Origin of the sequence: Planococcus sp. PAMC 21323 (assembly GCF_000785555.1) — a bacterium.
Lineage (GTDB): Bacteria > Bacillota > Bacilli > Bacillales_A > Planococcaceae > Planococcus.
This window is the reverse complement of sequence record NZ_CP009129.1, coordinates 184,408-204,811: the sequence shown is the minus strand read 5'-3', so window position 1 is coordinate 204,811 and position 20,404 is coordinate 184,408. Positions and strand designations below refer to the sequence as shown.

The 20,404-nt window shown below is 40.0% G+C and carries 21 protein-coding genes; 5 read left to right on the top strand and 16 right to left on the bottom strand.

Features of this window, described 5'->3' with window-relative positions:
- Positions 1 to 52: 52 nt before the first annotated feature.
- Positions 53 to 868 carry a type II pantothenate kinase gene (gene coaW / locus PLANO_RS01155; RefSeq protein ID WP_038702210.1) on the bottom strand — a complete coding sequence of 272 codons (816 nt, stop codon included), beginning with the start codon at positions 866 to 868 and terminating at the stop codon, positions 53 to 55.
- Between the two features lie 203 nt (positions 869 to 1,071).
- Here coaW and PLANO_RS01150 point away from each other — a divergent pair, with 203 nt between their 5' ends.
- Positions 1,072 to 1,548: a DUF948 domain-containing protein gene (locus tag PLANO_RS01150; RefSeq protein WP_038702208.1), complete on the top strand. Its 477-nt coding sequence runs from the start codon at positions 1,072 to 1,074 to the stop codon at positions 1,546 to 1,548.
- A 55-nt stretch (positions 1,549 to 1,603) separates the two neighbouring features.
- Here PLANO_RS01150 and PLANO_RS01145 read toward each other — a convergent pair whose 3' ends face one another.
- The 6 genes from PLANO_RS01145 to PLANO_RS01120 form a co-directional block, all read right to left on the bottom strand.
- Entirely contained in the window at positions 1,604 to 2,452 is an 849-nt protein-coding gene (locus tag PLANO_RS01145; RefSeq protein WP_038702205.1) for a mechanosensitive ion channel family protein, read from the bottom strand.
- Between the two features lie 160 nt (positions 2,453 to 2,612).
- On the bottom strand, positions 2,613 to 3,167 hold the full coding sequence (locus PLANO_RS01140) for a copper resistance CopC family protein (RefSeq protein WP_038702204.1): 555 nt from the start codon (positions 3,165 to 3,167) through the stop codon (positions 2,613 to 2,615).
- A gap of 195 nt (positions 3,168 to 3,362) precedes the next feature.
- On the bottom strand, positions 3,363 to 4,724 hold the full coding sequence (locus PLANO_RS01135; RefSeq protein WP_038702202.1) for a hypothetical protein: 1,362 nt from the start codon (positions 4,722 to 4,724) through the stop codon (positions 3,363 to 3,365).
- 182 nt (positions 4,725 to 4,906) lie between these two features.
- The gene (locus PLANO_RS01130; RefSeq protein WP_038702200.1) at positions 4,907 to 5,986 is read right to left on the bottom strand and encodes a M42 family metallopeptidase; all 1,080 of its coding nucleotides are present in this window, start codon (positions 5,984 to 5,986) and stop codon (positions 4,907 to 4,909) included.
- Between the two features lie 20 nt (positions 5,987 to 6,006).
- Entirely contained in the window at positions 6,007 to 7,644 is a 1,638-nt protein-coding gene (locus PLANO_RS01125) for an ABC transporter substrate-binding protein (protein ID WP_038702198.1), read from the bottom strand.
- A 219-nt stretch (positions 7,645 to 7,863) separates the two neighbouring features.
- The gene (locus PLANO_RS01120; RefSeq protein WP_038702196.1) at positions 7,864 to 8,868 is read right to left on the bottom strand and encodes a S8 family peptidase; all 1,005 of its coding nucleotides are present in this window, start codon (positions 8,866 to 8,868) and stop codon (positions 7,864 to 7,866) included.
- 166 nt (positions 8,869 to 9,034) lie between these two features.
- Between PLANO_RS01120 and PLANO_RS01115 the strand changes: the two genes are divergently transcribed.
- Complete coding sequence (locus PLANO_RS01115; protein WP_038702194.1) at positions 9,035 to 10,093, top strand: saccharopine dehydrogenase family protein; 1,059 nt, start codon at positions 9,035 to 9,037, stop codon at positions 10,091 to 10,093.
- A 49-nt stretch (positions 10,094 to 10,142) separates the two neighbouring features.
- On the opposite strand, the gene PLANO_RS01110 is transcribed toward PLANO_RS01115, so the two are convergent.
- The 3 genes from PLANO_RS01110 to PLANO_RS01100 form a co-directional block, all read right to left on the bottom strand.
- Positions 10,143 to 10,895: an ABC transporter permease gene (locus PLANO_RS01110; RefSeq protein WP_038702193.1), complete on the bottom strand. Its 753-nt coding sequence runs from the start codon at positions 10,893 to 10,895 to the stop codon at positions 10,143 to 10,145.
- Positions 10,892 to 11,623: an ABC transporter ATP-binding protein gene (locus tag PLANO_RS01105; RefSeq protein WP_038702192.1), complete on the bottom strand. Its 732-nt coding sequence runs from the start codon at positions 11,621 to 11,623 to the stop codon at positions 10,892 to 10,894. The genes PLANO_RS01110 and PLANO_RS01105 overlap by 4 nt, the downstream gene beginning before the upstream one ends.
- Before the next feature lie 63 nt (positions 11,624 to 11,686).
- The gene (locus PLANO_RS01100; protein ID WP_038702191.1) at positions 11,687 to 12,184 is read right to left on the bottom strand and encodes a ferritin; all 498 of its coding nucleotides are present in this window, start codon (positions 12,182 to 12,184) and stop codon (positions 11,687 to 11,689) included.
- Between the two features lie 244 nt (positions 12,185 to 12,428).
- Between PLANO_RS01100 and PLANO_RS01095 the strand changes: the two genes are divergently transcribed.
- From PLANO_RS01095 to PLANO_RS01085, 3 genes are read left to right on the top strand one after another with little or no spacing between them, the layout of a single operon-like run.
- On the top strand, positions 12,429 to 13,190 hold the full coding sequence (locus tag PLANO_RS01095; RefSeq protein ID WP_038702190.1) for a GTP cyclohydrolase II: 762 nt from the start codon (positions 12,429 to 12,431) through the stop codon (positions 13,188 to 13,190).
- Positions 13,177 to 14,280, top strand: a complete 1,104-nt coding sequence (ribD, locus tag PLANO_RS01090; RefSeq protein ID WP_038702189.1) for a bifunctional diaminohydroxyphosphoribosylaminopyrimidine deaminase/5-amino-6-(5-phosphoribosylamino)uracil reductase RibD — start codon at positions 13,177 to 13,179, stop codon at positions 14,278 to 14,280. The genes PLANO_RS01095 and ribD overlap by 14 nt, the downstream gene beginning before the upstream one ends.
- Positions 14,277 to 14,849, top strand: coding sequence for a 5' nucleotidase, NT5C type (locus PLANO_RS01085; RefSeq protein ID WP_038702187.1), 573 nt, complete (start codon positions 14,277 to 14,279; stop codon positions 14,847 to 14,849). Before ribD ends, PLANO_RS01085 begins: the two co-directional genes overlap by 4 nt.
- Positions 14,850 to 14,977: 128 nt before the next feature.
- Here PLANO_RS01085 and PLANO_RS01080 read toward each other — a convergent pair whose 3' ends face one another.
- Genes PLANO_RS01080 through PLANO_RS01055 form a run of 6 tightly spaced genes read right to left on the bottom strand, consistent with a single transcriptional unit; the run spans position 14,978 to position 20,337 of the window.
- Positions 14,978 to 15,814, bottom strand: coding sequence for an SDR family oxidoreductase (locus PLANO_RS01080; protein WP_038702186.1), 837 nt, complete (start codon positions 15,812 to 15,814; stop codon positions 14,978 to 14,980).
- Positions 15,815 to 15,826: 12 nt separating this feature from the next.
- Positions 15,827 to 16,885, bottom strand: a complete 1,059-nt coding sequence (gene uxuA / locus PLANO_RS01075; protein ID WP_038702184.1) for a mannonate dehydratase — start codon at positions 16,883 to 16,885, stop codon at positions 15,827 to 15,829.
- Positions 16,886 to 16,900: 15 nt separating this feature from the next.
- A complete protein-coding gene (locus PLANO_RS01070) occupies positions 16,901 to 17,524 on the bottom strand; it encodes a bifunctional 2-keto-4-hydroxyglutarate aldolase/2-keto-3-deoxy-6-phosphogluconate aldolase (protein WP_038702182.1) in 624 nt (207 codons plus the stop codon).
- 12 nt (positions 17,525 to 17,536) lie between these two features.
- The gene (locus PLANO_RS01065) at positions 17,537 to 18,556 is read right to left on the bottom strand and encodes a zinc-binding alcohol dehydrogenase family protein (RefSeq protein WP_038702180.1); all 1,020 of its coding nucleotides are present in this window, start codon (positions 18,554 to 18,556) and stop codon (positions 17,537 to 17,539) included.
- Positions 18,557 to 18,568: 12 nt separating this feature from the next.
- Positions 18,569 to 19,840, bottom strand: coding sequence for a TRAP transporter large permease (locus PLANO_RS01060; RefSeq protein WP_038702178.1), 1,272 nt, complete (start codon positions 19,838 to 19,840; stop codon positions 18,569 to 18,571).
- Positions 19,840 to 20,337 (bottom strand): TRAP transporter small permease, encoded by a 498-nt coding sequence (locus PLANO_RS01055; protein WP_038702176.1) that lies wholly within the window; start codon positions 20,335 to 20,337, stop codon positions 19,840 to 19,842. The genes PLANO_RS01060 and PLANO_RS01055 overlap by 1 nt, the downstream gene beginning before the upstream one ends.
- Positions 20,338 to 20,404: the final 67 nt, after the last annotated feature.

Here is a 20,404-nt window from a genome sequence, read left to right as displayed (position 1 = left end):
GAGCCTTACTCGATCGGTATACCGATCGAGTAAGGCTCTTTGAAGTACTAAATCATACTGTTTTTTTAGTCAAAGCCGTCATCGCGCCCATTGCCCCTGAAAATTCTCCGTTTTCAGGAAATACAGGAACAGAGCCGCGCAAAATAGTATAGCTTGTCACTACTTCTTTGAGTAAGGGATTATCGATAAACGACGAACCGATATAAACAATAGTAGAACTTCTGCATTGGCGAGCTGCTTGAACACTTACTGTGCTAACTGTTTCACCAACTAAGCCTATAACTGCCGCTAACAACTCTTCCTTCGACAAATCATCTGAAACTGCAAACAAATTTTGTCCAAAGTTACTGGCTGTGAGTTCCCCTGAAATCGGTGGCTCTTTGTCTTCGTATATATGTTTAACTTTTAAATCAAGGCGATCACGCGAACCTTGGCTTGCCAACTCCACAATTTCATCGTACCGAGTAACGCCAGTCAATAAATGGCTTAAGCCGATTAATGTACCACCACCGACACCTGTACCCCCTAACCGCTCTTGCATATTATCTTGTATACAATGAATTGATGTGCCGGTTCCAACATTAGTCACTAAATAAGCGTCTTCCAAAGTCCCGCTCTTCTCTAAAAGAACTTGTACTCCCAGATGCGTAGCTTCAAATTCCACCATTTCTTGTGCGGGTTGATTGAGTAATGAAACAAGAACTCCCGACCTTCCTCCTGTTACACAAACTTTGCAGTCACCCAAATTATTTATCCAGTTGGCAACCTGCTCGATTTCAGCAATTGGATACTTATCAAAATGGACCTCCCCTTTTTTGGTATACGCCACTTTAATCAATGTACCGCCTGCATCTATTCCGACAATCATTTTTGCACCTGCTCTTTCTCACATTTTAAAAAATGCCAGATAATTTATACATATGTGATAAAATTCTACCATACTCGTTTATATTATGGGAGTTGTTTGTAGATTAGCAAACTTCAAAGATCTATTGCTTCTATTATGTTAATCATACAAGCTTTGCGGGTATAGCATATTCAAGACATCCATATAAAAGAGGAGGAAATCAAATGGACTCTACAACGTGGCTATACATAGCACTCGTCATCTTTTTAGCAGGTATTATTATTGCAATAATTGGCGTTGTTATGCTCATAGTAGGAATTAAAGAACCCATGAAAGAAATAAAAGGTTCTGTAAACAAATTGAAAGAGCGCACAGATAAACTTCAATTTGAAGCAACAAGCTTGTCTCACCGCGCCAACGAACTTAAAGAAGATGTTCAAATAAAATCTGAAAAAGTTACTGTGCTCGTTGATGCTGCAAAAGGAACGCTGAATTCAGTCATCGACTTGAATGCTTCAGTTCGTGCAATTACAGGGAATATTTCATCAAGGGTTGATCATGATCGAGAAAACATTGCACAAGTTAACGAATGGAGCAATGGTGCTGTTAACCTTCTCACGTTATGGGAAAACCAAAGACGTACCGAGAGTAATCGCTCTACTTACTCTTCAAGCTCTGTACATGAGAATAAACAATGGTAGAACAAAAAGGCAGCCTAATTGGCTGCCTTTTTATGTTCAGTTATTTAGTAAATGATTAACTTTCTAAAACACCTACATTTTTTTGAATATTAACTTGGTGCGGGAATGGAATTTCAATTCCTTTTGCATCAAGTGCTTCTTTGATAGCTTTACGCAATTGTCGCTCTACGGCCCATTGCTCGCCATTTTCCGCTCTTGCAATCACTCGTAACGTAACATCTGACGCACCAAATGCTTGTACCCCAATTACATCTGGTCCTTCAACAATACCAATGTCTTTTGCCGCCATTTGCGTACAAGCATCTTGTATAACCGCCATGGCTTCATCAATATTTTCATCGTAAGAGATCCCGATATCTACAAGTGCACGCATATTCCCACGCGAATGATTGCTCACTGTTAAAATGTCCCGGTTCGGAATGTAATTCAATGTACCATCAAAACTGCGGATTTGAGTTGTTCTCAAACCAACTGCTTCTACAATGCCATCAATGCTTCCAACCGTTACATAGTCGTTCACATCCAACTGTTTTTCTAGGAGTAAGAAGAAACCAGTTACGACGTCACTCACTAAGCCTTGTGCCCCAAAACCTATTGCCAATCCGATAATTCCAGCGCCTGCAATCAAGCTTGCTACGGACAAACCAAATATATTAAAAATTGTTGTGATCAGGATAAAGATCAAAACATAAGATAAAATATTTTCCGATAAGCTTTGAAGTGTTAAAGCACGCCCCTTCGTAACGTCCTTCTTCTCCAATAACCTTTCAAAAAAGCGATTGATCAATTTTTTCCCAATTGCTCTTACTAAAAGAAAAGCGATTAAAATTCCAATTATTTGTGCAGCAATGACTCCTGCTCCAATAAGAAGCTTTTCCCATTCAAAATTTCCTAAGTCTAACAAAAAATCATCCTTCCCATTTTCTCTTGCAATTAAGACATATCTATTCCTTTTCCTTTATAACATATATGCGGCTACAATTTCATCAATAATACGTCTTTCTACTTCTGAGAATAAAAAAAGAGAAACACTTCCTCAGAAGTCTTCTCTTTCAATAATAACCTTATTTCTTCTTCATCAATCTGAAGACAACAAATCCAATAACCACAACTGCTAAAATAAGAAGGATGGTGGTTAGCATATTGCCGCCAGCTTCTTCAGTGCTTTCTGTAGCTTGAACAGATTGTTCTTCTGTAGCTAATTCTTCTTCAACAACAGGCTCTTCTTCAGTTTCGACTACTGTTTCTTCTACTGGTTCTTCTTCAACTACTTCTACAGCTACTTCAAATGGAACTTCTCCTTCAATTGGATGGCCGTCTACTCCAATGATTTTCCACTGAATTGTATACGAGCCATTTGGCAGCTTTTCTTTTATAACTCCAGTCATAATTTCGCTTGAAAGAGTGACTTCTTCAAAATCATAAGTTTCTCCTGCACTTTCCAAAGTCATTGTACTTCCTTGTTCTATAACCGTTCCGAAAGTCAGAACTATTTCTTCTAAACTCTCAGTAACAACAGAACCTTGTGCAGGTGTTGAGGAAGATAATGTCGTGTGTGCTTGTCCAACTACTGGTAATGCAAAAATAGCCAATACGAATAAAATCATTATTTTTTTCATACAATTCATCTCCATTTCTTTTTTCTATCTTACAATAACTTCAGGTATATTTTTCTTTAACTTATTTCTAAATCCAAAACTATTACTTATTTCGGAGTTTCCGACACAATATAGTAAAAACTAAACGTCTCTTATCCATTATTTAGACAAACAAAAAGCTAGCCAAAAAGGCTAGCTTTTTTGTTATCTGTCTAATTATTGTTTGCGTGTACGAACTGCTACAACTGTTGTCAATGTCGCAAGCATTAAGCCGATTAGTACCCACATGATTGGGAATGAACCTTCGTCAGCCATTCCGCCCATGCCTGTTTTTGGCATTTCAGATGGCATTTCAGTTGCACCGAATTGGTCTGGGAACTGATCTACGATTGCTGCTGACAAGCCAGCTGCTGGCATTTGCATATGTGCGTATGCTTCGCGAATCGAGCTGTACGCTGCATCAAAATCGCCGGCTACGTATGAGTCAAATGCGGCTAGGAGTTGGCCAACATGTGCTGTCAAGCCTTCTTCAAGTGCATCGGCTGGTACGCGTCCTTCTGTTGCTGCATCTAAGAATGCGGCTTGGTCGACGATGTATTGGTCAAGTTCTGCACGTGCTTGTTCTTGCCCTTCTTTGTTGCCTTCACCTGTTGCTGTTACGTAATCCACAAAGTAGCCAATGTGCGACTTCCATGTTTCGTCAAATTGTGCACCGGCTTCTTCGCCGTATACCGAACCAACAGCTGCCGACAAGTCGTCAGCGTTCGCTAGTAACGCGCCTGCTGCTTGGTCAAAACTTTCTGCGCCGTCAGCGCCGTCTTGCATTGCCATTACCGCAAGTCCTGCATGTTCAGTGAACGTTTGGTTCAAGGTCGCACGCAAGTCAATTGCCGGTGTATCCGCACTTGTGTTTTCAAATTTGTCTGGGAATTGAGTTGTGATCGCAATAGACAAGCTTTCTGCGAACATGCTCATGTGTTGAATTCCTTCACGCTCTAATGAGTAAGCTTTTTCGAAATCGCCCGCCACGTATGCGTCAAATGCCATGATCAACTGATCAACGTGCATGTCCAATCCTTCTTGAACAGCTGCCGCTGGCAGTAAGCCACCTGTTGCTGTGTCAAAAAACTCAGATTGTTCAACTTTGTATTTTTCCAGTTCTGCTAGTGCTTGGTCTTTGCCTTCTTGGTTGTCTTCAGCAGTTGCTGTTACGTAATCCACGAAATACCCGATATGTGATTTCCATACTTCGTCAAATTGCGCTGCGCCTTCTTCGCCATAAACCGATCCAACTGCTGCTGATAAGTCGTCAGCGTTCGCTAGTAACGCGCCTGCTGCTTGGTCAAAATCTTCTGCGCCGTCGACGCCTTTACGCATCGCTTCGATTGCAAGGAATGCATGCTCGGTTAACGTCGTATCAAGGGCGATGCGTAGTTCTCCAGCCGGTGTTGCTGTGGCCATTTCCATTGAAGCTTCGCTCGCTGTTGAATGTCCTCCGTGGCTGTCGGCAAGTGCCGCCGTTGGTACCAATAATGCTAGGCTGAGTGGTAAGGCTAAAAGTACTTTGTTTAATTTCATCTAAAATCGCTCCCTTTGTTTTGTTTTTTTTTCGTTATACAGGCATAACGCAAAGGGATTCACTTTAGATCACTTTTTTGAAATTAATTTGAATTCATTATTTCATATTGCTTAATCGTTATTTAAAACTACCAATAGAAAAACCGAATGCCTTGTGGGCACTCGGTTTTTCTCCATTCTATTCATGTATCTAAAAAGTTTTTCCCTTTTAATTTTTTTGAAGCAAAAATAAATGCTTCTACTAAAAGAACCGTATTTTCAAGATCTTCTAAGTCGATAATTTCAGTTGGTGTATGTGTATAACGCGAAGGAATAGATACGACTCCAGTTGACACTCCGGTTGATGTCATATGAATAGCTCCGGCGTCTGTACCAATGCCCATAAAAATTTCTTGTTGGTATGGAATGCTTTGTTCAATTGCAACTTCTTCCAAAAGGCCTGTCACAAGTGGATGCGAAATCAATGACTTATCTGCAATCTTAATACAGGGTCCTTCACCGAGTTTCCTAGTTCCTGTCATCAATACATCGTAAGTATCGCTTGTTGGTGTTGTATCTACGGCTAATGCAAAATCTGGTTTAATGCCTTGCGACAATACAGAAGCTCCTCGTAATCCTACTTCTTCTTGGACTGTGAAAACACAGTAAATCTCACCATGTTGTGCTTTTGGGTTAGCCTGAAGCTTATTAATCAGACTGATTAAGACAGCGCAACCGGCGCGATCATCTAATGCTTTTCCGATTACTCGATTGCGTTTTTTGTCACCTGCCAACTTTAGGCCACTCCCATAACTTATCGGTTGACCAACCTTGATCCCCATCTCAAGAACTTCTGTGGCCGAGCTTGCACCGACATCAATATACAAATCACGATGCGAAGCAATTCTGCTCGGATCATCCCATTTTACGTAATGGACAGCTAAAGCACCAATGACACCTTCGATATAACCTTCAGAGCTTTTAATCGTAACAGGTTGTGCTAGCAAGATTCGATTATCAAATCCCCCAAGCTGTTCAAAGCGTAATGTGCCATTCGGTTCAATTTTTTTGACGATAAAACCAATTTCATCTGCATGTGCTGCTAGTAAAATTGATGGCATCTGTGGATCAGTCGCTTTTATAGCAGCGATTAGATTTCCTAAAGCATCTACTTCAATTTTATCCACTTTGTCTTGTATTTCATTTTTGATAAAACGTTGAACGTCCTGTTCAAATCCACTTGGTCCTACCAGTTCACATAGCTTTTTCAATAAATTGTACAAAGACCATCCACCTCAACTTATTAGTTTGTTAAATACACATCTGTCATTAAGTCGTTACTCATTGGATGCGGCTTGTAGCCTTTTACATAATCACTTTGCGCAAGTGGAGGCGTTGTATATGCCAACATCACCCAAGGTGCATCTTCTTGAAATAGCTGCTGTGCTTTCTTATAAAGCTCTGTCCGCTTTTCATGATCAATTGTTTCACGCGCTTCTGTAATTAAAGAAGTAAACTCATCACTCTTATAGAAGGCAATATTTTGTGCTGGAACTTCCGCGTTTGTTTTGCTTAAGTTGGGATATAGGAAATTATCAGGATCAGCCATTACACCCGTCCACCCATACATCGCCATACTGTGCTTGCCATTTTTCGTATCATCTAAATATGTTGCCCATTCTGAGGAAACAATTTTTGCTGTGACGCCAATTTCGGCTAAGTCCGATTGAATCGCTTCAGCTATTTTAACGGGTTCGGGCAAATAAGGACGCGGATTGCTCATTGTGTATAATTCTGTCTCAAAGCCATCCTCTAAGCCGGCTTCAGCTAATAGCTTTTTCGCTTCTTCGACATTATAATCATATTTTTTTAACGTATCATCATGGCTCCATAACGATGGCGGCAATGGACTTGTTGCCGAATCAGCCATGCCGTTATAAAATGCATCGACAATTTCTTCTTTGTTAATGGCCAAATTAATCGCTTTACGTACCAATGGATTATCAAAAGGTTTTTTCTCCATATTAAAAGCCATATAACCAATATTGAAACTTGGACGCTTTTGCAATTCTAATCCTTGTGCTTCTTCTACAATAGTAGTGTCCCCTGCATTCATGCCATCTAAAACATCAATTTCGCCTGTTTGCAATGCGTTTAAACGCGCTGAATTTTCAGGGATGACTTGATAAACAAGTTTGTCTAGATACGGCTTTCCATCCATCCAATATTCTGGATTTTTCGCCAATGTAATGGTGCTGTTGCGACTCCATTCTTCAAACATGAATGGCCCTGTTCCTACAGGGTGTTCATATAATTCCGCTCCATACTGCTCAATCGCAGCTGGACTCGCAATCCCGAACATGGAAATTGCTAAATAACTAAGAAATGGTGCTGTTTTTCGTTTCAATTTAATCTCAAGCTCATGATCGCCTGTCGCTAGGACATGTTCGATTAAATGATTTTCATCTCCTTTAAACCCACCGTAAAGAAATGGGTAATAAGGAAAATCTCCTTGGTGATATTTGTTTTCTGGGTCCATCCAACGGTCAAAATTAAAAACAACAGCTTCTGCATTAAAATCAGTTCCATCATGGAATTTAACGCCTTCACGTAATTGGAATGTCCAAGTCAAACCATCTTCACTCGAACTGTATTCTGTTGCTAGTTTTGGTTGTAATTCTAAATTGTGGTCGTATTCCAATAAAGTTTCAAAGATATTATGCGTAACACGAATCGATTCACCGTCTGTGACATTGATCGGGTCTAATCCAACAGAATCCGCTCCACGCCCATAAATTAATGTACCTCCGTGCTTATCTTCTTCCGTCATTTCTTTTCCATTGTTTTCTGTAGTTGTCGTTTCGGTATTTCCGGAACACGCTGACAACAATAAAACAAAAACAAGTAAAAAATACAACAAAGTATGTAATTTTTTCTGCACATTATTCCCTCCTCTATAATCTCCTCGAACTTATGTTTAAAGAACGAACAAAAGTAATATAGATTCAATTATAAACGCTTGTATACAATATATCAAACAGTTATTAGTTTTTTTACGCAAATCAAATAATTACAAACATTCGAATCAGAATTGACATTAAGTAATTTCTTTTGAATCAAAAAAACCACCCTTTTTGCTTAAGTTGGGTGGCTTCTCTGATTAAAATTTTCTTGGGTCCATTTTTTCATCGGTATTATACGATTGGTTGATCACTTTAAATAATTGTTCGATTTTATTCAATATATCTAATGCCAATAAACCATTGCCTTCTGCGGTTTTCGGGTAGCCGATAGACATGGTACGCCGAACGAGTTGTGCATATAGTTCAGCTTCTGTCAGTTCACGAGCAAATTCTTTTTCGGCAATGTTCTTAATTAGTGCCAACGCTCCTGAAACATGCGGTGTCGCCATTGAAGTTCCTGAAAGGCTAGCATACTTGCCACCCGGAAATGTTGAATAAATATCGACACCTGGAGCTACCAAATCGATTTCATCATTCGTATTGCTGAAGTTGGCAATCTTACGGTTAAAATCTGCAGCCCCTACTTGAATCACTTCCCCGTAAGCTCCAGGATAAGCGTATTCATTTGTATCGTATTTGTCATCGCCTTCGTTTCCTGCTGCACAAACGACGGGAATTCCTGCATCTACGGCCCGCTTCACTACTGCGTGTAATTCTTTAACATCTTCTGGACCACCTAAAGACATGGAAATCACATGCACACGTTCGTCGTTGGGACCTCTCCAATCAATTGCAAATTGAATACCGTCGATAATTCCTTGATACTCCCCGCCACCTTCACCAGACAATACCTTTAAAACGAGTAACTGCGCTTCTGGAGCGACACCTGCTATGCCTCCGCTTTCTCGATAAGAAGCAGCAACTGTCCCTGCGACATGTGTGCCGTGGCCATTATTATCATCAAAGTTCGTCGTATCTCCATTGTAATCAGGCGTGAAGTTTTTGCCGTCTATAATTTGACCATCTAAATCGGGATGATCTGGCTGGCATCCCGTATCTAGAATGGCAATAACCTTCCCTTTTCCTTTCTCTGCCCATTGCCATACTTCTGGCGCTTGAATCATCCGTACCCCTCTAGGAATTCGCGGTGCTTGATCGGCTATTTCTTCTACTCGGTAAGGAATTAACTTTAGCTTTGCCATTTAACTCGCTCCCTTTAGTTTCCGATTTTATTCTTCCTTTCCTAATTCGATCTATTTTCGCTGAATCCTTTTTTCTCCCAGTAATTGTCTGCATCATTATTAAACAAAGGATTTTAATCTTTCTTATTGAATGAAGTAAGATAGAGAAATACAAGGAGTCGATAAAATGAAAAAATGGATGATTTATGGAGCAAATGGCTATACAGGAGAATTGATTGCTAGAGAAGCTGTAAAGAGAGGATTGTCACCTATACTTGCAGGACGCAATGCCAATAAAGTTAAGCACTTAGCTGAGGAACTGTCTCTAGCATTCCAAGTATTCCCGTTAGATGAACAGGCCGTAGATCAATTAAAGGACATTGAATTGGTGCTTCACTGTGCAGGCCCTTTTGAACAGACGAGTAACCCAATGATTAGAGCGTGCTTACAAGCTAAGACGCATTACCTAGATATTACAGGTGAAATTTCTGTGTTTGAATATACACATTCCCAGCATGCTCAAGCAGTAGAAAAAGATATTATTCTTTGTTCTGGCGTCGGTTTTGACGTTATTCCAACAGACTGTACCGCTTTAAAGTTAAAAGAAGAATTGCCCGATGCGATTGAATTATCTCTTGGGTTCGATTCAGATTCTGGTGTTTCACCGGGTACGTTTAAAACAATGATCCAAGGTCTCGGCTCAAGCGGCATGCATCGAAAAAATGGCGTACTTGAACCTGTCGCACTTGGCAGCCAACACCGAACCGTTGATTTTGGGCGTGGTTCGCGTTCTGCTATGGGAATTCCTTGGGGGGATGTTTCGACCGCTTTCTATACAACTGGTATCCCAACCATTTCCACTTGGATTCCGATGAGCAAATCAAAAGTTCGAAGCGCTCGTTTAATGGGAGTAGCCGGTCCTTTGTTTGCGTCCGATTGGATGAAAGAAAAACTGCAGAAACAAGTAACAAAACGAGTAAAAGGTCCGGATAATGAATTCCGGGCTAACACACCTGCTTATATTTGGGGTGAGGCCAGAAATGCGGAGGGTATTGTGAAAGTCGCTCGTATTCAAACCGCTAATGTTTATGATTTAACCGTATATGGTTCACTTGATATCGTTCGTCGTCTGTTGAGTGAAAAAATCGATGGCGGCTATTATACGCCCGCCGGTCTTTTCGGTTCAAGTTTAGTAGAAAAATTACCTGGTTCAGGAGCGTTTGAAATCGATACGTTTTATCCTTAATAAAAAAAGCCAAATTCGAGTAATTCGAATTTGGCTTTTTTCGTTAAATTTATTTATCTTTTATTAATTGCATTCGCTGATTAAATAAAGTCGGATACGATAAAAACCCAAGCATGACACTCGTCACGGCAGCAGTTGTTAAGAGTAAGAACATAATGAGCAACTGAAATTGAACTGCTTGAATCGGGTCTGCCCCAGCAATAATTTGACCACTCATCATCCCCGGTAACTGAACAAGTCCTACCGTTTTCTGACTTTCAATCGTCGGAATCATACTCGCTTTGATCGATGTGATTAATTGTCTATGGATCGCCTGTTTAGGTGTTCCACCGAGAGACAAGATCAACTCTGTTTGATCTTGGTTTGACTCGACTTCAGCTGTAAAACGATTTAAGAACAAAATCGACAGCACCATTGAGTTACCAATGACCATGCCGCTGATTGGGATAATGTATTGTGCAGTCGCTGGCGTAATATTAAAGCCAAGTAAAATACTTTGCGTAAGCACCTCTACAGAGATTAAAGTAACAGCAACTTTCGTTGTAATGCCTTGAATTGCCGCTCCTTTTTTCTGCGCGTTATGCGTAGCTGCTGCGACCATCAAACCAACCATCATAAAGATATAAAGCAAGCTGTCTGAGTCAAATACAAATTTCAATACATAACCAACGGCCAATAATTGAACAATCGAACGTAGCGTTGCGATAATGGTGTCTTTCTCTAATCCAAGCTTTAAAGTTTTAGATAATAGCAGCGGGATCAACACAAAAATTAAGGTAATCGATAACGTCAAATAGCTCATTCAGATTCCCCCCTGACAAACCGTTTGACCTTGTCATTTACCGGATCTTTAAGCAATTCACTTTCACCGGTTTCTACTACTTCGCCGTCCATCATGACCCATGTGTAATCACCAATTTCAAGCGCTTGCTGCAAGTTATGGGTAATCCAAATAATGGTCGTGTGGTATTTCCGATTGATTTTAACAATTAATTCTTCGATTTCTCTTAAAGAAGTACGGTCTAAAGAAGAAGTAATTTCATCAAGCAGCAAAACTTCAGGCTTATTAACAAGGGTTCTAGCAATGGAAACTTTTTGACGTTGACCACCGGATAAATCTTTCACTTTCCGCTCCAGAAGTTCTTTTTCCAATCCAACATCATGTAGTAATTCAAGCGCATCGTCTTTCGACAGCGATTCTCCTTGAAGTTCTAAAGGCAAAGTTAAGTTTTCATACACGCTACCTGTAATCATAGGAGCACTTTGAAGTGCGATACCGACTAAACGACGCAATTCAACTGGCTCGTAGCTTTCAATAGCGCGGTCTTTAATATAGACTTCCCCGGATTGTGCCGATAATAATCCGTTGCACAATTTCAATAAAGTTGTTTTCCCTGCTCCCGATGGACCAACTAACGTAGTTATTTTTCCTTCTGGAAAAGAACCGGTAATACCATTTAATACAGGCGTTGTTCCAAATGAAAAATCCACATGATTAAAATGAATAGCCGGTTTATATTTTACAGACATACAGTTCACTTCCTTTCAGGCAGAAAAACAGCACACGTTTTATGGTGTGCTGCTTTGTTGCTATTAAGCTTCTAACTTACGTTGTGAAAATTCATCATCCATTTTCAAGAAGTACTCTCCGCCTTCTTCAATGGCTTTTACTCTCGCGATAATATCACGGAACGATTTTTCTTCTTCCATTTGTTCTTCGATAAACCAATCGAGGAACGATAATGTCGCATGCTCTTCTAATTCGCTAGCCAATGTGACCAATGCGTAAATATTGCTCGTCACACTTTTCTCTTGAGCCAATGAATTCTCAAGAACGTCTAATGCACTGTTAAAATGGTTTTTCGGTTCAGTCAATCCCTGTAATACTGGTTTTTTATCCATCGTCACTAAGTACTGATAAAACTTCATGGCATGAAAATGCTCTTCTTTTGATTGGATTAAATAGAAGTTTGCAAAACCATGATATCCTTTTTCCGAAAAATAGGCTGCCATTGCGGTATACGCATGTGCCGCTTGCAATTCATTGTTGAGTTGGTCGTTCAATGCATTTGTTAGTTTTTCTGATAACATGTTTATTCCTCCTATTTCTTATTTAGAATTATTATAATGTAGTTAATATAACACAGCTTTAATGAACATTCAAGTCAAATGAGAATTTATCTTTCTAATTGATAACTAATATCAACTATAACAGTGAACACCCTTTTCTAAACAATAATTATTATCATTAAAAACAGGCCGAGCTTAATGAATTACTTATAGTAACCAGATGTAGTACGATATTAACTAGATAGTCATATAGGGGGCAACTGGAATGACAGATATGAAATTAGATCCAAAAGTTTTCGCGATTTTAAAAGAAAAAATTAAAATGATTAAAACTGACGAGAGTGCCGTTTACTTAGTAGGTCCAATTCGGTTGCCTGTGAATTTATACGAAGAAACCTTTGTATTCAATTGGTATTGCTGGTTGAGTCTTGACGAGGTTACGGAAGATTACGAGAGCATTATCGAAAAACTTAACTCAGCAAACCTTGCTGAATACCAGCAATCGAGTGTTCTTGTTTACGGAGATTTTCAAAATGATGAAGAAGCATTGGTTCGCATGCACTCTATTTGTCATACCGGTGATATTTTTGGCAGTAAACGGTGCGATTGCGGCTATCAATTAAAACAATCAATGAAGCGAATTACCGACCACGGCACAGGCGCATTGTTTTATTTAGCAAATCATGAAGGACGCGGCATCGGTTTATTCAGTAAAGCAATGGCATACGTGCTACAAGAAAATGGCTATGATACAGTCGAAGCAAATGAACAATTGGGCTACGTGGATGACTCTAGAAATTACGGGGACGCGATTGCTGTCTTACAAGCACTCCGTACTAAGCCTGTAACGTTGATGACGAACAACCCTAAAAAAGTCGCGGCTATCGAAAAAGCAGGGTTACAAATTGCTTCAAGAATCTCTCTTTGGGGAGATGAATCCAAATACAATAAAGACTACTTAAAAACAAAAATAGAACGCTCTGGACACCTAAAGGACGAGGAGGATATTTTGCATGTCAAACCATGACTTTTATATGGACCTTGCACTTACGAATGCGAAAACCTTAAAAGGACAAACAGATCCGAACCCTCTCGTTGGTTCCGTGATTGTTAACGACAATAGAATAGTCGGCATCGGAACTCACCTAAAAGCTGGTGAACCACACGCTGAAATTCATGCGATTCGCATGGCAGGTGCTATGAGTCGTGGCGCTACAATTTACGTAACACTTGAACCTTGCTCTCATTTTGGTCGTACTGGTCCTTGCGCACAAGCCATTATCGATGCAGGAATTGAAAAAGTAGTAATCGCCACTTTAGATCCTAATCCAATTGTTGCAGGAAATGGTGTTCGGATGTTGAAAGAAGCAGGCATCGAAGTAATTGTTGGCGTTCGCGAAGAAGAATCACAACAGATGAATGAAGTTTTTAATAAATTCATCGTAAGCAAAACTCCTTTTGTGACATTAAAAGCAGCATCTACACTTGATGGCAAAATTGCTACACACTCTCTGGACAGTAAATGGATTACAGCAGAAGAAGCAAGATTAGATGTTCACTTGATGCGTAGTCAAAACATGGCCATTCTAGTTGGCGTCGGTACGGTTATTGAAGACGACCCTGAATTGACGGCACGCATTTCAAATGGCCGCAATCCAATACGCATCGTACTAGATTCCACATTGCGTATCCCCCTCGTTTCCAAACTCGTTACAGATGGCATTGTTGACACGTGGATTTTTACCAGTAAAAATTATGATACCGATAAACGACAAGCATTAGAGAAGTTAGGTGTTTCTATTTTCGAAACAAGTCACGACACGCAAGTCGATGTTTTAGATGTTGTTCGGACACTTGGTGAAAAAGGCATTTCTTCTCTGTTTATCGAAGGTGGCGGTACGATCAACGCCGCATTCTTAGAAAATGACTTAATCGATAAAGTCGTGTTTTACTTTGCCCCTAAAATAGTGGGTGGGAAAATGGCTCCTACCTTTATTGAAGGAACAGGTGTGGAATGGATGAAAGATGCCATTGATTTGCGTGATGGTGAGTTTAGTAAAGTAGGCAAAGACTTTAAATTTACAGGCTATCCTGAAAAGCGAGGCAGCAGCAAATGAAATTCGGTTTTGATATAGATGATACATTGATTAATTTGCGTGAATACGCGTTTCATTATTACCAAAAGCAATTTGGTCAACAAGTAGATAGCGCGATTTTCCATGAGTTAAATCGTGTAGAAATACATGAGGCATTCGGTTTGAGTGACGAAGAAGGTAAGGATATGTGGAATCGCTCTTTAGATTTTTTGTATTTCACTGAATGCCCGCTGTATTCCGGGGCACTTGAGTTATTAAAGCAGCTCGAATCGGATGGTCATGAAATCTTCTATATCACATCGCGTCCAATCGCGTACACGGAAGATACATTCAGCTGGATGGTTAAACAAGGTTTCCCGATCATAAGGGAAAACTTTTTCTGCGGCATGAAAGATTCGGAAAAAGTGGATATCATTAAAGATTTACAACTAGACTATTATTTCGATGACAAGCCTGCCGTTTTAAATACGTTAGTACATGAACCTGTGAATGTAATTGTTAAAGATCAATCTTATAACCGTCATTTAGAATTACCACGCGTTAAAAATTGGGATGAGCTAGGCGATTTGATGAATAGTGAAATAAAGTAATTTTATGTTCAGACTGTAGGATATTCGTTTAAATCGAGTTTCTACAGTCTTTTTTTGGTGATAACAAAAACAAAGGGGTGTTGGAATAAATTCCAACACCCCTTTGTACAGTCACTAAAATACTGTTATTATACTCCTGAGTAAGCTAAAAATCCGCCGTCTACAGGAACTGTAATTCCTGTTACAAAACCGGAATAATTTTCATCGATTAGCCATAGCATCGTTCCTATTAAATCTTCAGGTTTGCCAAAGCGCTTCATAGGCGTACTCGCCATGATTTTTCCAGAACGCGGCGTTAATGATCCATCCGGATGGGTCAATAAGTCTTTGTTCTGTTTTGTCAGGAAGAAACCAGGTGCAATTGCGTTGACGCGTAAGTTTTCTTCTGCAAAATGAACAGCCATCCACATCGTAAAGTTGTTGACCGCTGATTTAGCAGCACTATATGCCGGTACCTTTGTCATCGGTGCATAAGCACTCATTGAAGAAACATTTAAAATGACGGGTGAAGTTTGCTTCAATAATTCTTTACCGAAAACTTGACTAGCTAAGAACGTACCCGTGAAGTTACTTGCGAATACGCGCGAAAACCCATCTTCTTCTAGTTCAAAAAATGATTTTCCTGATGCTTCCTCTTCATGAATTTCAATATCTGTCACAGCGTCTGGATGATTGCCTCCCGCACCATTAATAAGGATATCGATTCGACCATAAGCTTCAAGAATTTTCTTTTTTGCCGCTTCTAAAGATTCTCGGTTCAACACATCAGCAGCTACAGCAATTGCTTGTCCGCCCGCTTTATTGATTTCATCTGCTACGTCTTGACCTTTTTCAACAGTCCGGTTCAAAATCGCCACATTTACTTTTTGGTTAGCGAGCTGACGCGCCATTTCTGAACAAAGGACGCCACTCCCTCCTGTAATTACGGCTGTTCGTCCTGCGATATTTTCATGAGATGAAAACATGATATCCCTCCTCTACTTTGTTTGGTATGCATCCCATAAGCCTAGAAGATACATAATTCCAAGTGCCCGGTCATACAAACCATATCCCGGTCTGCATTCTTCGTTCCAAATATGACGCCCATGATCTGGACGCGCATAGCCGGTATAGTTTTGTTTCGACAATTCACGAACCACACCATTCAAATCAATTGAGCCGTCTTGTGTATAATGGGAGGTTTCGATAAAGTCGCCATTATCGAAAATTTTAACGTTCCGCAAATGTGCAAATGGTGAATGTTTAGCATATTTTGAAGCCAAATCGACCATATTATTATCTGGATTCGCACCCATCGATCCTGTACAGAATGTGATGCCATTAGCAGGAGAATCCGAAATAGAAATCAGTCGTTCCCAACTTTTTTCTCCTGTCATAATGCGTGGTAATCCAAAAATCGACCATGGTGGATCGTCCGGATGAATCGCCATTTGAATACCACTCGCTTCCGCTATTGGTAAAATCGCTTTTAGGAAATATGCGAGATTTTCCCACAACTTTTCTTCATCCATTCCTTCATATGCAGCAAAAAGTTCTTGAATCCGTGCCATTTTTTCTGGTTCCCAGCCTGGAAGTGTTAAATCAGAAGCAGAAGCAACTGTTTCAATCAGTTCTGCTGGCTCTAGAGATTCAATCTTTTCTTTTTCAAAAAACAAAGCCGTTGATCCATCAGGTAGTGGATGATACAAAGAAGTACGTGTCCAGTCGAATATTGGCATGAAATTATAGCAGATGACTTTAACGCCAGCATCGCCTAAATTGCGGATCGTTTCTTTGTAATTTTCAATATACTGATCGCGTTCTTCATTGCCCAATTTAATGGATTCATGAACATTAACGCTTTCCACAACATCCGCATGAAAGCCGTGAGACTTAATATAGTCTACTTCTGAAGCTATTTCCTCTTTCGTCCAAACTTCTCCAGCAGGCTTTTGATGAAGTGCCCAAACAATGCCGTTCGTTCCTGGAATTTGTTTAATTTGTTCTAGTTGCACGCTATCATTATCGCGTCCATACCAACGAAATGTAATATCCATGAGTGCCCTCCTCTGTTAAGTTAGCTCGTTTAAATAATCTTTAACTAATGTAGTTACACCTTGTTCTCCAGTTGAACGATAGGCTTTTGTTAAATCACTACCGATTCCAACTGCTACCGCACCTGCATCCAGCCAAGCATTCATATTGTTAATATTGATGCCTCCTGTCGGCATGATGCGAACTTTAGGTAATGGGCCGTTGACTGAACCGACAAAAGATGGCTCAAATCCGTTAGCGGGAAACAGTTTGAGAATATCGCAGCCCCACTCAGTAGCCTGTACCATTTCTTTAATCGTCATGCAGCCTGGTAAGTAAGGCACATTATAACGATTGCAGACTTTAGCAATTTCCGGATTAAAATTTGGACTTACAATAAATTCTGCTCCGTGTAACAATGCATGTCGAGCTGTTTCAGCATCTAGTACTGTCCCTGCACCAATTAATGCAGATGAAGAACCCGCTAGTTTATCAAAAACGCGAGCAACATTAGGCGTTGTATACGTTAGTTCGATTGCTTTTAACCCACCATTAACAGCAGCTTCTGCAATCGCAATTGCCTCGTCTGCGTCTTTTCCGCGTATGACCGCAACGATTTTTGCATCTAAAAGTTGTTGGTACACTTCCATTTTAGGTATCATCTACATTTCTCCTCACTCAAATACGATTAATGCTTTTCTTACTTTATCCGGATTATTTTCAACAAATGTAAATGCTTCTTGTACGTCATCTAATGAAAACTTATGCGTGATTAATCCATCTGACTTTAATGCACCACTGTTCATCAAGCTTACGACTTTTCCAAATTGGTTGGTTTGTAACCTTGAACCAACGATGTTAATTTCTTTTTTGGTAATTGGTAATTGTGCAATTGCAGAAGGTCGCTCGTCAAACCCAAGAATGACCACACTACCTGCTGGCGAAACTACATCAATGCTCAGTTCTACTGTAGTCGGAATCCCAACTGCATCAATTACGACATTGACTCCTTCATCAGAAGTTAATTCGAGAAGACGATCTTTTATCGATTCATTGCCCGCATGAATGACTTCATCTGCTCCACTCTTTTTCGCAAAAGCTAAACGCTCTTCATTTAAATCCGTCATGTAAACGGTCGCTCCTGCTATTTTCGCAAGCTTCAAGATACAAATTCCGATTGGGCCGCATCCTTGAATAAATACGGTGTCGTCTTTTTCAACATTTCCACGCCATACTGCTTGAGCCCCGATTGTAAACGGCTCTGCCAAAACAGCTTCGTCCCAATCCAATTCTTTGTCCACAGCGTGCAATTGTTTTTCAGGTAAGACGATAAATTCACGCATGCCTCCGTCTTCATGAACACCAAAAACAGATAATTTCCCACAAACATTTGGACGACCTTTTTTACAAGCGTAGCACTCGCCGCAATAATTTATCGGCTCTACTACGACATGATCGCCCACTTTCAACTGTTCAACAGCATTACCAACTTCTACTACTTCACCAGTTACTTCATGTCCAACAACGCGTGGCAAAGTCGCGAGTGGGTTCGTACCGTGGTAAATATGCATATCTGAACCACATATACCTACGCGTTTCACTTTCACTAAAACCTCATTACTTTGCTGAATTTCCGGTTTTTTTTGTTCAATAATTTGTATTTTATGTGCTTCTGGAACTTGCACTGCTTTCATATTTACAACCGCCTATTCAAATAAATTTGGTAAGAACAACGTAATTTGAGGTACAAATGCGACTAGCATCAGCACCGCTAAACTGACTCCTAAAAATGGCAACAATTCTTTTGAGGTTTTCCCGATAGATACTTTCCCAATTTGAGAAGCCACAAAGAGACACACACCTACCGGCGGAGTTACCAATCCAATCACCAAATTCAAGACCATCATAACGCCGAATTGAATAGGATCCATCCCAACTGTTAGCGCAACTGGCAACAAGACAGGGAACAAAATAACTAAAGCCGCAATCGTTTCCATAAACGTCCCAACAAACAATAACAAGAGGTTGATCAATAAGATAACAATAATCGCATTTGTTGAAATGCCCAAAATCGATTCTGCAACCAATTGTGGAATTTGTTCACGCACCATAATCCAGCCAAATAAATTAGCAAAGCCGACTAACAACATAATCGACGCTGTCGCTGTCATAGAAGACAACATAATTTCTGGTATTTTCTTAATTGGCAATTCTTTGTATACGAAAATACCAATAACAAATGCATAAAGAACAGCAATAATAGATGCTTCTGTTGGTGTAAAGAAACCGCCTAAAATTCCGTAAAGAATGATAAACGTCATTAATAATGCCCAAAAAGCTCCCGTGAAGCTTTTCCAAATGACTTTAATCGGCTGACGATCACCTTTCGGATAGTTTCGTTTAACCGAAATAAGGTAAGTAGGAATCATTAAGCCTATACCAAGGAGCAGTCCCGGAAGTGCTCCGGCTAAAAACAGATCTCCAATCGACAACGATGCCAAGGTTCCAACAATAATCATCGGAAGAGACGGTGGAATAATTGGACCAACAGTTGAAGAAGATGCAGTTACAGCTGCTGAAAATCCTGAACCATAACCTTCTTTTTTCATCGCTGGTATTAAAATAGAACCAATGCTTGCTGTATCTGCAAGTGCTGTACCTGATATCCCAGCAAAGCCCATCGAAGCTCCTACGTTTGCAAGCCCTAATCCACCGCGGATATGACCAAAAAGATCGTTAGCAAATTTAATAATTCTTTGCGTGATACCACCCGCATTCATCAAATTTCCCGCCAAGATAAATCCTGGAATACATAACAACACAAATGAATTTAATCCCCCAAACATTCGCTGTGGAATAATATTGAGTGGAATGCCTGCTATCATTAGGTAGATAAACGATGCCAATCCTAAACTAAAAGCAACCGGTACACCTAGAAAAATCAAAGCGATAAAGGATACAAAGAGAAGTGTAGCCATTAGTTATCGTCACCTCCGTAATTCTGACTATAGTCTTGTTTATTTTTTATGAGGTCGATAATTTTTATAACGGCATAAAACACTAGGAATACACTCATGATCAATAACGATGCATGGATTACGGACATTTGGAAAGGCATCGTAGCTGAACTTTGCTTGTCACCAAGCAGTGTAAAATTATATCCTTGAACAACCATTACCGAACTCAATAATATAACAGCCATGTATATGACGACTTCATAATATCTACGGAAATTGTCTGGCATTCTGTTAAGAATCATATCTACATTGATAAATTCATTGCGCATTAAAGCCAATGGTGCACCAAAACTAATACCGTACAAGAAAAGATAACGCGTCAATTCTTCTGTCCAAATAAAGGACATTGGAGTAAAGCGTGAAATGATTTGAATGGTAACAATGATGATAACGCCCGCAAAACTGAGGACTGTCAAAAAAGCGAGCGTTTGGTCGATTAATTTCCGGAATTGTGACATCCGAACTCATTCCTTCCTCAATGGAAAAGCATATTTGGCTATCGCAGCCAAATATGCCCTACTCACA

Bases quoted from the DNA above. Each gene is read 5' to 3' on its own strand.
- PLANO_RS01070 (WP_038702182.1), bottom strand. From the start codon at position 17,524: ATGATACCTAAAATGGAAGTGTACCAACAACTTTTAGATGCAAAAATC.
- PLANO_RS01100 (WP_038702191.1), bottom strand. From the start codon at position 12,184: ATGTTATCAGAAAAACTAACAAATGCATTGAACGACCAACTCAACAAT.
- PLANO_RS01055 (WP_038702176.1), bottom strand. From the start codon at position 20,337: ATGTCACAATTCCGGAAATTAATCGACCAAACGCTCGCTTTTTTGACA.
- PLANO_RS01135 (WP_038702202.1), bottom strand. From the start codon at position 4,724: ATGAAATTAAACAAAGTACTTTTAGCCTTACCACTCAGCCTAGCATTA.
- PLANO_RS01140 (WP_038702204.1), bottom strand. From the start codon at position 3,167: ATGAAAAAAATAATGATTTTATTCGTATTGGCTATTTTTGCATTACCA.
- PLANO_RS01060 (WP_038702178.1), bottom strand. From the start codon at position 19,840: ATGGCTACACTTCTCTTTGTATCCTTTATCGCTTTGATTTTTCTAGGT.
- coaW (WP_038702210.1), bottom strand. From the start codon at position 868: ATGATTGTCGGAATAGATGCAGGCGGTACATTGATTAAAGTGGCGTAT.
- PLANO_RS01120 (WP_038702196.1), bottom strand. From the start codon at position 8,868: ATGGCAAAGCTAAAGTTAATTCCTTACCGAGTAGAAGAAATAGCCGAT.
- PLANO_RS01065 (WP_038702180.1), bottom strand. From the start codon at position 18,556: ATGAAAGCAGTGCAAGTTCCAGAAGCACATAAAATACAAATTATTGAA.
- PLANO_RS01110 (WP_038702193.1), bottom strand. From the start codon at position 10,895: ATGAGCTATTTGACGTTATCGATTACCTTAATTTTTGTGTTGATCCCG.
- PLANO_RS01080 (WP_038702186.1), bottom strand. From the start codon at position 15,814: ATGTTTTCATCTCATGAAAATATCGCAGGACGAACAGCCGTAATTACA.
- PLANO_RS01105 (WP_038702192.1), bottom strand. From the start codon at position 11,623: ATGTCTGTAAAATATAAACCGGCTATTCATTTTAATCATGTGGATTTT.
- PLANO_RS01115 (WP_038702194.1), top strand. From the start codon at position 9,035: ATGAAAAAATGGATGATTTATGGAGCAAATGGCTATACAGGAGAATTG.
- PLANO_RS01095 (WP_038702190.1), top strand. From the start codon at position 12,429: ATGACAGATATGAAATTAGATCCAAAAGTTTTCGCGATTTTAAAAGAA.
- ribD (WP_038702189.1), top strand. From the start codon at position 13,177: ATGTCAAACCATGACTTTTATATGGACCTTGCACTTACGAATGCGAAA.
- PLANO_RS01085 (WP_038702187.1), top strand. From the start codon at position 14,277: ATGAAATTCGGTTTTGATATAGATGATACATTGATTAATTTGCGTGAA.
- PLANO_RS01150 (WP_038702208.1), top strand. From the start codon at position 1,072: ATGGACTCTACAACGTGGCTATACATAGCACTCGTCATCTTTTTAGCA.
- uxuA (WP_038702184.1), bottom strand. From the start codon at position 16,885: ATGGATATTACATTTCGTTGGTATGGACGCGATAATGATAGCGTGCAA.